Consider the following 14,258-nt stretch of genomic DNA (forward strand, 5'->3'; position numbering starts at 1 on the left):
CACCTAAATCCTGTAAATCAACACGTTAAAGAGATATCAATATTTCAGAAAACGTTAGAAATAATGAACTTTTATTAATTTCTGATGTAAATATTATTAGCGCACATATTGATTCTTTTTTTATAATAAAAAAATGAAAATTAGATAAATCATTAACTTATAAACAAGAAGGAAATGGACAGGGAAATTTTATTAAAGCAGTCAAATTTGGAAGTTAGTTTTGATAAAACCAATAAAATCATGTACTGCACATGGTTAGGTTTTCAAAACAAAGAAAAGATAATGACCAGTGGTGAAAAAATCATTGAACTTCTTAAAAGCAAAAAATGTGGTAAAGTTTTAAATGATAATACCAGCGTATCTGGCCCATGGCAAGATGCCGCAGAGTGGACTGCTAAAAACTGGTTTCCCAGAATGGAAGAAGCTGGGCTTAAATACTTTGCATGGGTATTCTCCCCTAATATTTTCGCTGAACTTTCAGCTCAAAAAGCAAAACCCGATTCTGAAGTAGTCACAACTTTTCATTCAGTATATGATGCCGAGCAATGGCTAAAGTCCAATGAGGTAGTATTTGATGAATAATTATTACTACCTCTAAAACAGGTTCCCAAAAAAATTACATCACAATATCCGGTGACACCTAACGTCATCGGATTTTTCATGTTTGCTTGAGCGCCAAAAGCACTGATAATTACAAACATTTTTAATCCTAGCCGTATTATAAGATATCAGTTCTTTAGATTTGAATAGAACGATTAGCTTATGCAGTTTAAAATTTCAAGTGAATACGAACCTACGGGTGACCAGCCTAAGGCTATAGAAGAATTATCGTCAAACATAGAATATGGAGAAAATTTCCAAACTCTATTGGGGGCCACAGGTACCGGAAAGACGTTTACTATGGCTAATGTTATTGCTAAAGTAAACAGGCCTACTCTTATACTTTGCCATAATAAAACCCTGGCAGCGCAGCTATACGGAGAATTTAAAAGGTTCTTCCCGGAAAATGCCGTAGAGTATTTCATTTCTTACTATGACTATTACCAACCGGAAGCGTTTATACCTTCTTCTAATGTATATATTGAAAAGGATCTTTCCATTAATGAAGAAATAGAAAAGCTAAGACTAAGCGCTACCTCCTCTTTGCTTACGGGGCGTAGAGATATTATTGTAGTAGCTTCGGTTTCTTGCATTTATGGTATCGGAAATCCTGATGAATTTGGCAGAAACATCATTAAACTAAAAGTGGGTGAAAGCATCCCAAGAAACAAGCTACTGTTTTCTTTGGTAGACATCCTCTACAGTAGAACGGAAGGTGAATTCAAAAGAGGAAATTTCAGAGTGAAAGGTGATACGGTTGATATTTTCGTAGCTTACGGAGATTTTGCCTACAGAATCATGTTTTGGGGTGATGAAATTGAATCTATTCAGCAAGTAGATCCTATTAGCGGAAAAACTATCTCCAACGAAACCAGCATTACCATTTTCCCGGCTAACTTGTTTGTAACGGGTAAAGAACTTTTGCATAAAGTGATCCACGAGATACAAGATGACATGGTATCTCAGGTGGAACATTTTCAAATCGAACAAAGGCACCTGGAGGCCAAACGACTTCAAGAACGTACCGAATTCGATATAGAAATGATGAGAGAACTCGGCTACTGTTCAGGTATAGAAAACTATTCCAGATATTTTGACAGGAGATCTCCCGGCGCACGACCTTTCTGCCTTTTAGATTATTTTCCTGATGATTATCTAATGTTTATAGATGAGAGCCATGTAACTGTGCCACAGGTAAGAGCTATGTGGGGCGGTGACCGTGCCAGGAAAGTCAATCTGGTAGACTTTGGCTTTAGACTTCCTGCTGCCCTGGACAACAGACCTCTCACTTTTAATGAGTTTGAAGGTATGCTTAATCAGGTGGTGTATGTCAGTGCCACTCCGGCTGAGTATGAGCTGCGGAAATCTGAAGGTGTAGTGGTAGAGCAAATTATTAGACCTACTGGCCTATTAGATCCTAAAATAGATGTAAGACCAAGCCTTAATCAAATAGATGATTTACTTGAAGAAGTAGATGAACGCACTAAGAAAGATGAAAGAACGCTGGTAACTACTCTTACCAAAAGAATGGCTGAGGAGCTCACGAAATTCCTCGAAAGAGCTGGCGTAAAATGTAGGTACATACATAGTGAAGTAGATACTTTGGATCGTGTGGAAATTCTACGGGAACTTAGACTGGGGGTATTTGACGTTCTGATAGGTGTAAACTTACTTAGAGAGGGACTTGACCTGCCAGAAGTGTCTTTGGTAGCGATATTAGATGCTGATAAAGAAGGATTCTTAAGAAACCAAAGGTCTCTGATACAGACAATAGGTAGAGCGGCACGTAACGTAAACGGTATGGTTATCATGTATGCTGATTCTATAACCCCTTCCATGAGAGCATCTATTGATGAAACCAATAGAAGAAGGAGCATACAGATGGCATATAATGAAGAACATGGCATCACTCCTCAAAATATTATCCGTTCTAAAGATTCTATACTGCAACAAACTAATGTAGCAGACAAGAACAAGAAACATAAAAAATACTATACTGGTGAAGAAGCTCCTTCTGTAGCTGCCGATCCTGTTATAGAATACATGGGTAAAAATGAGCTTGAAAAACTCATCACCAAAACTCAGAAAAACATGGAAAAAGCAGCCAAAGATTTAGATTTCATTGAAGCTGCAAAACTGAGAGATGAGTTAACAGAGTTAAAAAAACTAGTGAGCGAAAAAGAGAACTGATAGAATATATGAACAAACGTAGCTATTTCCTGGGAATGTTTTTGTCTTCCATATTAGGAGGCCTTATCGCGGCCTCTGCCATTTTCATATACCTGGAAAGAACGCCTCAAAAAACATATAATTCAATCTCTGAAAGACAAAAACGCATAAGCTTATCTTCTAAAAAAGATACCGCCTACATTGTTCCTCAGGGGCTCGATTTCATCTATGCGGCGCAAGAAGTTACCACTGGCGTAGTCCACATCCGAGCTATATATTCTTCAGGAAAATATAGTCTAAATCCACTAGAAAGCTATCTGGGAGGCCCATCACAATCTTCAGGCTCTGGGGTAATCGTATCTGATGATGGTTATATCGTCACCAACAACCATGTAATTGAAGATGCCAGCCAAATAGAGGTTATACTCAATGATAACCGCACTTACTTCGCTAAGGTAGTGGGCACCGATCCTACCACTGATCTGGCACTTATAAAAATCGCCGCTGAAAGCTTAAATTTTGTAGAGTATGGTGATTCGGATAATGTGAAAACCGGTGAATGGGTTCTGGCTATAGGAAACCCGTTTGATCTTAACTCTACCGTTACTGCTGGCATTGTAAGTGCAAAAGCAAGAAATATTGGCATATTAAGAGATAAGAACAACCTACAAATAGAATCATTCATCCAAACAGATGCTGCTGTAAACCCTGGCAACAGTGGTGGCGCATTGGTAAACCTAAAAGGTAAACTCATAGGCATTAATACTGCTATAGCTACTCCTACCGGGAATTATACAGGCTACTCATTTGCAGTTCCTGTATCTCTGGTGAAAAAGGTTATTGATGATTTACTAGAGTTTGGTGCGGTACAAAGAGCCTTGCTGGGCATTAGAATCGGAGATATGAATTCCAGGATAGCTGCCGCTGAAAATCTGGATATATTCAATGGCGTTTATATTAGCAATGTTAATAAAAACAGTGCCGCTGAAAAGGCCGGCTTACTTCCTGGTGATGTCATTATATCAATTAATGGCACTTCTATTAGTAATGTTTCTGAACTACAGGAGATGGTAGCCAGAAACAGACCTGGCAATAAAATAGAAGTGACCTACATAAGAGATGGTAAGAAAAGCTCCACTCAAGCCACACTTCAAAATACAGCTGGAAACACTGAAATTATCACTAAAACCTTTGACGGTGTTATTGAAGGAGCTACTTTTCAAAACTTCACTCCACAGGATGAAGATCCATCATTTAAAGGAGTCAAAATAATTGAGCTCCAAGAAGGTAAATGGAAAGAAGCCGGTATTAAAAAAGGCTTTATTATCACGGCAATAGATAAAACTACTATTGAAAGCATAGAAGATCTCAACAGGGTACTCACTAACAAGCAGGGAGGCATTCTTGTAGAAGGCATTTACCCTGATCAATCTAAAGGAGTCTATGGTGTAGAATGGTAAATGCCATTCTTTCTATTTAAAAATTGCACCTAAGGCTCATTTTTTTAGTTTTGTAAGCAAAATATAATCTCATGAATATAACAGCATCAGGTATTCAAGAAACTCTTGAAGCACTCAACATACAATCTAATAACAAGGGAGCCTCTACCGGATCCAACTGGCTTTCCGGAAGTGGAGAATCAATAGAATCACAGTCTCCTGTTGATGGTTCACTCATCGCCACAGTAGAAATTTCATCTCCTGAAACTTATGATGAAGTAGTAAAGCAAGCCGCAGCTGCATTTGAGCAATGGAGAATGACTCCTGCACCTAAAAGAGGTGAAATAGTACGCCAAATCGGAGATAAGTTAAGAAAGCATAAGGCTGATCTGGGGAAACTAGTTTCCTTTGAAATGGGTAAATCATACCAGGAAGGGCTAGGTGAAGTACAGGAAATGATAGATATCTGTGACTTTGCAGTAGGCTTAAGCCGTCAGTTGCACGGCTTTACGATGCACTCAGAGCGTCCCAGCCATAGGATGTATGAACAATATCATCCCTTAGGCATTGTAGGCATTATATCGGCTTTTAACTTCCCTGTAGCCGTATGGTCCTGGAACACTATGCTAGCCTGGGTATGCGGAGATGTGTGTATATGGAAACCTTCTGAAAAAACACCTCTATGTGGTATTGCTTGTCAGAATATTGTAGCTGAGGTTTTTAAAGAAAATGATGTACCAGAAGGTGTTTCATGCCTACTTAATGGTGATGCTAAAATAGGCGAATTGATTTCTAATGATAGTCGCATACCTTTAGTTTCTGCTACAGGATCTACCAGAATGGGTAAAAAAGTAGGAGCAGCAGTTGGCGCCAGACTAGGCAAGGCCTTATTAGAATTAGGAGGTAATAACGCTATGATTATCACTGAAAACGCTGATCTTAAAATAGCCATTACAGGGGCTCTTTTTGGTGCTGTAGGTACCTGTGGACAAAGATGTACCTCTACCCGCAGACTTATCATTCATGAAAGTATCTATGATCAGGTGAAAGAAAAACTGGTGAATGCTTATGGCCAACTGAAAATAGGTAACCCGCTGGACGAAACTAATCATGTAGGTCCACTTATAGATACTGATGCTGTAAAAATGTACTCAAATGCCATTGAGCAGATTAAAGATCAGGGTGGAAACATTTTAGTAGAAGGAGGCACATTAACTGGCGAAGAATATTCATCTGGCTGTTATGTTAAACCAGTGGTAGCAGAGGTGAAAAATGACATGCCTATAGTGCAGCACGAGACTTTCGCCCCTATTTTATACCTTATCAAATACAGTACTTTTGACGAAGCCCTAGCCATGCAAAATGGTGTTGCTCAAGGACTATCTTCAGCGGTAATGACCAACAACATGAGAGAAGCAGAGCGTTTTCTTTCTCATGCCGGCTCAGACTGTGGTATTGCTAATGTAAACATAGGAACCTCTGGTGCTGAAATAGGTGGAGCCTTTGGTGGCGAAAAAGAAACCGGAGGAGGAAGGGAGTCTGGATCTGATGCCTGGAAGGTATATATGAGAAGACAGACCAACACAATTAACTACGGCACAGAACTTCCTCTCGCTCAAGGAATAAAATTTGATATTTAATCCGTATATTCTATATATAAAGTAAAAATCTTATTAAAAGTAGCCGTAATATACTTTTTTATCTTGTATTGATAATTTTGTAATTACTGCGGTATGAATTATATTTAAATATACATTAAATCAACTCCATGTCTGAGAACGAAAAAAAATACATTTCAGTAATGTTAATCGACGATAATGAGATAGATAATCTCATTAATCAAAAGATGATTGAGGCAGCAGATATTTCTAAATATATTTATACTCACACTGGTGCCAAAAGTGCAATTGAATTTTTAAAAAACATTGAAAAGGTAGAGGAGATCTCTGCCAATGTACTACCTGATGTGATCTTTCTGGATATCGACATGCCCCTTATGGATGGTTTCCAATTCTTAGATGAGTTCGAAAAACTTTCAGAAGAAACCAGAAACAAATGTAAAATTGTGATGCTCACCTCCTCTATTAACCCTCAGGATGTGAATAAATCCAAAAAGTACAGCTACGTAAAACAATACATCAACAAGCCATTATCTCAGGAAAACCTTGAGAAACTAAATATTTAGCGGCTAACTTGATAAAGAAAAACAAAGGCTGATTAAATTAATAATCAGCCTTTACTTCACATCTGTAAATGTGATTTATATTATGGTTGCGTGCTTAATCTACTTATAAAGTCCTCATCTAACCTGATAAGAGCTGTAGGCGAAAAATGATCAATCTTCACACTCTCCGTCTTTTCTATTAAAGACTTAATCTTATCTACTTTATTCCTTTTTATATCACTGATAGACACTTTCATTATCTTAGATAAAAGAAGAATGTGTTCGCAGTTCTCTTTTCCAAGTAATCTTATTTGCCGTTGTATACTGTTTATCAGCTGATTAAATAGATCATAATCATTCATAAGACAATACTGTAAAGCCAGCACTATCTTAATCTCTAACTGCATAAACGGAAATTTCTTAAGACTTATCTCGTTTAGCAAGTTGTTAATCCATTTACTGGCTTCATCATATTTCTCTACGTAGTAACAAGAAATAGCCCTGTACATGGTGTAAGTAACATAGGTAGGCACATCCTGTTTATCAATTTCAAAATCATGGAAAATGCCTTCGTTCTCCTCATATACCTTTCGCACATTACCTATTCTGATATGGCGCTCCATTTTGGTTGCCAAAAACTGAGCCGGATAGGTATATAAAGTATAGTTAGTGAGCAAGTTACTGGCAGCATCATTCACCTCTTCATAAAATCTTTCAGCCTTTCTAAACACTCTATAGTGAGTATAATATTCGAATTTCAAAAATTCAAACACCAGATTAAGATGATAATAGATGGAATCTAGTTGATAAGAGTTGAAGATCTTCTGTACATTCTCCAGGATATCCTCTATTGGCTCATTATCTTCATCCATAGAATCTTGCTGATCCACAAATAGACGATGGAATATAACCATACAGCTGTAGTAAACATATAGCCTGTGAGATTCATAAAGTACGCTCACATTATACATTTCCTTTAGTAACAGCGTCAGTCCTAGTTTATCCGTTTCATCTCCTGATAAAGAATAGTTGCCGTACTTTTTAAAGTACTCCGCTAATAAATCTTCTGACTTATCTACTGCCAGCATATAAGCCACATGGCGGTTATACAGCTGAGAGTAACTATAATAATCAGGTGAATTGATATGCAGCTTTTTCAGAGATTTATAAACAATGGTAAGCTCATTAGAAAGATCGTAATCCAAAAGCTCCTTTTCTAACTTTTTCAGGGTGGCTACAGCAATGGCTCTTTTCTTAGTAAAGATGATCTCATTAATATTAGCCACCTTTTTCAGAATGTCCGTTCTAGGACTCTCCATTTGCTGAAGCAGATATTCCTCAATCTTTTGATTCAGACGAGACCTCAAAGTATAATACGCATTAGTATTTACTTCCAGCTCCAGCATAATTTTGGTATCAGAAAGCTGACGCTCACGCATTGCCTGAATCAGATAAGCTGATTTATCTGCATTACTTTCTAGTAACGAATCATGTATAGCTTTATAATCCCTTGTCGAAAGTTGTTTAATAATGTTCTTCAGCTTAGCCATAGACTCTAATTATTTCAAAAAAATTTATGTTATCAATATTAAAAGAAATATGTAAGCCTTACAACTTACATATAATATGAAAAAGTTACTAAATATATTGCTTACTTACATTATAGCCACCATATAATTTGATATTCTTATTAACATTACTATCCAAAGTAAGGCAAAAAAATACAACCCCTCATGTAAGATTTACTCGGCAACGATTCGAAAAAAAACAAAATAATAAAACCCAATTTAGTTAATTCAAATCAAAAGATTGCTGCAATGCTAAAATTTACTGCAATCGCACTATTTATAAACCAATATTAGCCGCCATCTTAATTTTTAATTAAACCCTACACAAAAACATACAACGTAACAAATCAGGAAGGTATTGCTCACCTCTATTCAAATAGGCCAAATACATTACAAGATGAGATGAATGTATATTCCTTTGATGAAATAGTTTTCCAAAGGAGAATGGTCATTAACCTTACTTTGAGAATAGAATAATAAAATTTAATTGGATTGGACGGAATATAGAATTGAGTATTCCGAAAAGAAAAATTGTGGAGAATACCGGATTCGAACCGGTGGCCTCTACACTGCCAGTGTAGCGCTCTAGCCAACTGAGCTAATTCCCCATTTTTCAATTTCCCTGTAAAAGGAGTGCAAATATATTAATTTTATAAATACTAAAAAGGCCTTCTGGCAGTAATAAATCTTTTTTTGTAATATTTTGTATCCATATCACTTTCTACCACTCCCAGAGAGGATGAGCTATGGATAAAACGCACGGTACCGCCTCTGGAGTAAGTCACCAAACCCACATGTGTTATTTTCCTTCTCTTTTTGCCGGTAGCAAAGAAAACCAGATCCCCAGCTTCAATTTTGTTTTTACTTACCTTCTTGCCAAGCTGACTTTGCATAGCTGAGGTTCTGGGCATATTAAACCCAATAGATGAATAACTATTATAAAGTAGTCCTGAACAATCCATTCCCCCTCTGGTAGTTCCTCCCCATTTATAAGGAGTACCCATAAAACTTTTTGCAGTTTTAATAACAGTCTGAATTTTATCCTGCCTAACTTTAGCCTTTCTGGCCGATGCACAGGAAGCAAGAAAAATGATCAAGGCCAACCAAATAACGATGCGGTTTTGCTGCATTTATAAGGTATAGTTTAAAAAATTTATTTTTCCTTTAACTTAAATGGTTAAGATCTTTTTACAAAAGACAAAAGGTTTTAATTTTCGAAAAAAAATAATTTACCAAGGAAGTTGGATACGAAGATAGATTTTACAGCATTAAAAGCTCAATTTGAAGGTGAATTTTATACTGATGATACCATGCGAACCTTATACGCAACGGATGCATCAGCTTACCGCGAATTTCCTTTGGCAGTAGCCATACCTAAGCATAAAAAAGATATTAAAGCGCTCATTACTTTTGCGCATAAAACCCAAATACCGCTTATACCGCGTACGGCAGGTACTTCGCTTGCTGGTCAGGTAGTAGGTGCAGGCATAGTGGTAGATGTATCTAAAAACTTCACCAAAATACTAGAAGTAAATGAGGAAGAAAGGTGGGTAAGAGTAGAACCAGGTGTCATAAGAGATGAGCTAAACATGCACCTGAAACCTTTTGGACTGTATTTTGGTCCGGAAACGTCCACTGCAAACCGAGCTATGATCGGTGGAATGATAGGCAACAACTCTTGCGGCTCTAACTCCATAGTGTATGGCAGCACCAGAGATCACCTTATTTCTGTTAAAAGCTTCCTATCTGATGGCTCAGAAGTAGAATTCGGCTCTCTTAGTAAAGAGGCCTTTGAGTTAAAAACAGCTCAGATAGATCTAGAGGGCAAACTTTATAAACATGTAAAAACAACCCTTTCTGATCCTCTTATTAGAAAGCAGATAGAAGATAACTTCCCTAAAAAATCTATTCATAGAAGAAATACAGGCTATGCTATTGATCTACTTAAAGACCTGGCTCCCTTTGCTGAAAATGGTGAAGACTTTAACTTCTGTAAACTGATAGCTGGCTCTGAAGGCACCCTAACCTTTGTTACAGAAGCCAAATTGGCGCTTCAGCCCTTACCAAAAGCGCATCAAGGCCTGCTATGTGTTCACTTTGAGTCTGTATACGAGGCTTTAAAAGCTAACCTTACCGCTCTAAAATATGAGCCCACAGCTAGTGAGCTGATGGATAACTATATATTAGAGTGTACTAAAGAAAATGTAAACCAAAGACAAAATCGGTTCTTTGTAGAAGGAGATCCTCAAGCCATTCTGGTGGTAGAGCTCAGAGAAGATAGCGAAGAGGAGATGCAAAAAAAGGTACTGGCGCTAACTGAGGAGTTAAAAGCTGAGGGGCTAGGCTATCATTTTCCGCTAGTGACCGGAGAAGACACCAAAAAAGTTTGGACGCTGCGTAAAGCAGGCTTAGGGCTTTTAAGCAACCTGCCGGGTGACGCTAAACCCGCACCTGTTATAGAAGATACAGCGGTAGATGTAAATGACTTACCAGATTACATCAACGATTTTAACGAAGTACTCACTAAGCACAACTTGTTTTGCGTTCATTATGCGCATGCAGGATCAGGAGAGTTACACTTAAGGCCTATTTTAAACCTGAAAACAGCTGAAGGGCATGAGCTTTTCAGAACTATTCTGGATGAAATAGCCAAATTGGTAAAAAAATATAAAGGTTCTTTAAGCGGAGAGCACGGGGATGGTAGACTGAGGGGAGAATTTATTCCTTTTATGATCGGTGATGCCAACTACCAGCTCCTCAAAGAGCTTAAAGCAGTATGGGATCCTAATCATGTCTTAAACCCAGGCAAAATAGTAGATACTCCTGCCATGAATACCATGCTACGGTATGAAGCAGGTCAGGAGACCAGGCAGTTCAATACTACCTTAAACTTTGACCAGTTTAAAGGCTACCTGCGAGCTGCTGAGCAGTGTAATGGTTCTGGTGACTGTAGGAAAACACATCTCTCTGGAGGAACCATGTGCCCGTCTTACATGGCCACTAAAAGTGAGAAAGACACTACCAGAGCACGAGCTAACATATTAAGAGAGGTGCTCACTCATTCTAAAAAGGAGAATCCATTTGATAGTGAAGAGATAAAAGATGTAATGGACCTCTGTCTTTCTTGCAAAGGCTGTAAATCAGAATGCCCCTCTAATGTAGATGTGGGTAAGCTTAAAACAGAATTTCTACATCAATATTATAAGTCAAATGGAGTGCCTTTCCGCACCAAGCTGATATCCAATTTCTCTGCTTTAAATAAATTGGCCTCTATTGCACCAGGTATTTATAATTTCACCTTCACCAATAGCATCACCGCCCCTATCGCCAAGTCCATGACAGGCTTTGCGAAAGGAAGAAGCATGCCTCTATTGCATAAAAAGTATACGCTCAAAAAATGGTTCGATAAAAAATTCACCCCTACAGGCAATAGAAATAATGGATCTGTTTACCTGTTTATGGATGAGTTCACCAACTATAATGACGTAGACCTGGGTATAAAAACAATTCAGCTTTTGGATAAACTGGGTTATGAAATAAAAACCGTAGAACACGAAGAAAGCGGCAGAACTTATCTTTCAAAAGGGCTTTTAGATGAAGCTAAAGTGGTAGCTCAAAAGAACTACGATATATTTAAAGATATCATTACTTCAGAGGTTCCGCTTATAGGTATAGAACCATCGGCCATACTGTCTTTTAGAGATGAGTACCCCGATTTAGTTAATCCTGCTGAGCGCAAACAAGCCCAGCAGCTGGCCAAGAACACATTAATAATTGATGAGTTTCTTGATCAGCAAATGGCCGCAGGTAAAATAAAAGCTGACCTATTCACTGATGAGCCAAGGTTAATAAAACTTCATGGACATTGTCATCAAAAAGCTTTATCATCTCTGGTGCCAACTAAAAAAATATTATCATTACCTAAAAATTATCAGGTACAATTAATTCCTTCTGGCTGTTGTGGTATGGCTGGTAGTTTTGGCTACGAAAAGGAACACTTTGATATTTCTATGAAAATAGGCGAATTAGTACTTTTCCCTACGGTAAGAAAACAAAAGGAAGATGTGATCATAGCGGCTAATGGAACCAGTTGTAGACATCAAATAAAAGACGGCACCAAAAGAAAAGCTATGCACACGGTTGAAATTCTTTATGAAGCATTGATTTAGAAATAGAATTTTTTCTATATTAAAGAAATTTGTCTCTATGAAAATAAGAGGACTCTTCTTTATAATATTATTTTTTTGTCTTTCTATTGCTAAATCACAGGATAGCACGGTTATTCCTGATTTTATATTAAAAAAGGAAGACGGTAACGAGCTTCAGGTTCATCACTATTTTGATAGTATCCAGTCCACTCAGGATTCGGCTATGCTATCAGAAATTTATAATACCCTGGAAAAGCATGGCAACAAAAACAAGTGGCCACTGCTCCAGGCTGCATTATATAAAAGCCGAGGAGACCTATACTTTAACCAAAACAGCTTTGTAAATGCTATCCATAGCTATCAAAAAGGCTTAGACCTATGTGAAAAATATGAGCTAGAACTCACACAAGGCCTCATTCTTTTCGAAATGGCACAAGTATATGAAGCTATCGATAAAAAACCCGAAGCGCTTGAATCACAATTAAAAGCCTATTCTTTATTAATTAAACATGATTCAGAATATGCTTACAATAGCCTTTCTCATATGGCAGACATTCATTATAGTTCAAAAAACTATGATGAAGCCATTGAAATAGGAAAGCAAGCCATAAACCTGATAGAATCACTACCTCCACATCAAACCGATTATTCAAAATACATTAGTGTATTAAATACCATTGGCATTGCCTACCGAGAGAAGAATGAGCCTGATAGTTCTATTTTCTACCTAAATCATGCCGCGGTTTTAGCTAAAGAAAAAGGTTTTGAATTCTGGGAAGGATTAGCACTCGGCAACCTTGGTTTAATGTATCAGAAAATGGGCAAAATCAATATTGCCAGAGAGCTGGTTTTAAAAGATTACAGAATAAGTCTTTATCATGATCAAAATAGAAGTGCTATTAAATCAGCCATTGAAATTGGAAAAATGTATCAAACAGAAAAGAATTTCAATGATGCCAAACACTATTATGATACCGCTCTATTCCTCATAGATAATGAGATCATTCAAAACAAACTACCATTATATGTAAGACATGCAAAGGCTGTGGCTTCATGGTATGAAGCTCAAGGCGATTTTATTAACGCCTTTAAACTTCAAAAGCAATACATAGCTATGTCAGACAGCCTTAGCGCTCAGGCCATACAGCTTAAGCTAGCAGAGATTAAGGCTACTAACGATTTTGACACTCAGGTAAATGCCATAAAGCTACTTACAAAGAATGGTGAACTTCAAAAACAAAAAATACAAAAGCAAAACCTTATTATAATAGCTTCTATCACCTCTTTGCTATTCATTATCACTACAGCTATACTTATATACAGACAGTTGATCCTCAAGAAAAGAGACCATCTTCTTTTGGAGAAACATAAAGATAAAATTGAAGCCCAAAACACTGAACTAGAGGCCCAAAGTGAGCAGCTAAGCCATCAGAACAAGCTCATTCAGCACATTAACACCAACCTGGAACAAGAAGTACAAAAGCGTACTATAAAGCTTAAAAAGCTCAATGAAGAATTAGATACCTTCATTTACAGATCTTCACATGACATCAGACAGCCTATTGCTACTATATTAGGCTTAGAAAATATAGCACGGACTTATGTTAATGATGGCAGGGTACTAGAGGTGCTAGCAAAAATAAAAGCTACTGCCGCCAGCATGGATAACATGCTATGGAAACTACAAATGAGTTATTTGCTTAACCATGACCATAACCAGCTGGCTGAAATACAAATAGAACCCTTCCTGCTGGGTATTATAAGCATCTATAATGATTACATTACCCACAGGAACATAAACCTGACTACTCAAATAACACCATTTTCGATTACCAACAATCCGGAACTGCTTAAAATAGTTCTTAGAAATATAGTTGAAAATGCCCTGCATTTTAGTGATGAAACCTCTCCTGAAGTAGAAATTACTGGATATGAACAAGAGGGAGAATATATATTGAAGGTTTCTGATAATGGAGAAGGGATTAACCCTAACCAGGTAGAAGATATTTATAAAGCCTTTTATAAAGCCAATACAAAATCACAGGGAAATGGCTTAGGTTTGTATCTGGCAGCCAAAGCTGCAGATATTCTAAATATTAATATTGACGTTAACTCTAGTTTTGATAAAGGCACCACTTTTACTTTATCAATCCCTGTAAAAGCTTAAGAT

Annotated in this window: 9 protein-coding genes and 1 tRNA gene; 7 read left to right on the forward strand and 3 right to left on the reverse strand. The window is 37.4% G+C overall.

Annotated elements, in window-relative coordinates:
- Positions 1-174 precede the first annotated feature (174 nt).
- The 5 genes from LVD15_RS02470 to LVD15_RS02490 all read left to right on the forward strand — a co-directional run bounded on the left by LVD15_RS02470 (position 175) and on the right by LVD15_RS02490 (position 6,393).
- Positions 175-582: a hypothetical protein gene (locus LVD15_RS02470; RefSeq protein WP_233778707.1), complete on the forward strand. Its 408-nt coding sequence runs from the start codon at positions 175-177 to the stop codon at positions 580-582.
- 180 nt (positions 583-762) lie between these two features.
- A complete protein-coding gene (gene uvrB, locus LVD15_RS02475; protein ID WP_233778708.1) occupies positions 763-2,790 on the forward strand; it encodes an excinuclease ABC subunit UvrB in 2,028 nt (675 codons plus the stop codon).
- 8 nt (positions 2,791-2,798) lie between these two features.
- Positions 2,799-4,229 carry a trypsin-like peptidase domain-containing protein gene (locus tag LVD15_RS02480; RefSeq protein WP_233778709.1) on the forward strand — a complete coding sequence of 477 codons (1,431 nt, stop codon included), beginning with the start codon at positions 2,799-2,801 and terminating at the stop codon, positions 4,227-4,229.
- A gap of 71 nt (positions 4,230-4,300) precedes the next feature.
- On the forward strand, positions 4,301-5,848 hold the full coding sequence (gene amaB / locus LVD15_RS02485) for an L-piperidine-6-carboxylate dehydrogenase (RefSeq protein WP_233778710.1): 1,548 nt from the start codon (positions 4,301-4,303) through the stop codon (positions 5,846-5,848).
- Positions 5,849-5,976: 128 nt separating this feature from the next.
- On the forward strand, positions 5,977-6,393 hold the full coding sequence (locus tag LVD15_RS02490; RefSeq protein WP_202244039.1) for a response regulator: 417 nt from the start codon (positions 5,977-5,979) through the stop codon (positions 6,391-6,393).
- 80 nt (positions 6,394-6,473) lie between these two features.
- On the opposite strand, the gene LVD15_RS02495 is transcribed toward LVD15_RS02490, so the two are convergent.
- The 3 genes from LVD15_RS02495 to LVD15_RS02505 form a co-directional block, all read right to left on the reverse strand.
- Positions 6,474-7,922 (reverse strand): hypothetical protein, encoded by a 1,449-nt coding sequence (locus LVD15_RS02495; RefSeq protein WP_233778711.1) that lies wholly within the window; start codon positions 7,920-7,922, stop codon positions 6,474-6,476.
- A 552-nt stretch (positions 7,923-8,474) separates the two neighbouring features.
- A tRNA-Ala gene (locus tag LVD15_RS02500) sits at positions 8,475-8,548 on the reverse strand.
- A 51-nt stretch (positions 8,549-8,599) separates the two neighbouring features.
- Positions 8,600-9,070, reverse strand: coding sequence for a C40 family peptidase (locus LVD15_RS02505; RefSeq protein WP_233778712.1), 471 nt, complete (start codon positions 9,068-9,070; stop codon positions 8,600-8,602).
- A 111-nt stretch (positions 9,071-9,181) separates the two neighbouring features.
- On the opposite strand from LVD15_RS02505, the gene LVD15_RS02510 reads away from it, so the two are divergent.
- Together LVD15_RS02510 and LVD15_RS02515 are read left to right on the forward strand one after the other, a co-directional pair.
- Positions 9,182-12,109 (forward strand): FAD-binding and (Fe-S)-binding domain-containing protein, encoded by a 2,928-nt coding sequence (locus LVD15_RS02510; RefSeq protein ID WP_233778713.1) that lies wholly within the window; start codon positions 9,182-9,184, stop codon positions 12,107-12,109.
- A gap of 37 nt (positions 12,110-12,146) precedes the next feature.
- Positions 12,147-14,255 (forward strand): ATP-binding protein, encoded by a 2,109-nt coding sequence (locus LVD15_RS02515; RefSeq protein ID WP_233778714.1) that lies wholly within the window; start codon positions 12,147-12,149, stop codon positions 14,253-14,255.
- The last annotated feature ends 3 nt before the right edge of the window (positions 14,256-14,258 follow it).

The organism is Fulvivirga maritima, from assembly GCF_021389955.1.
Classification (GTDB): domain Bacteria; phylum Bacteroidota; class Bacteroidia; order Cytophagales; family Cyclobacteriaceae; genus Fulvivirga; species Fulvivirga maritima.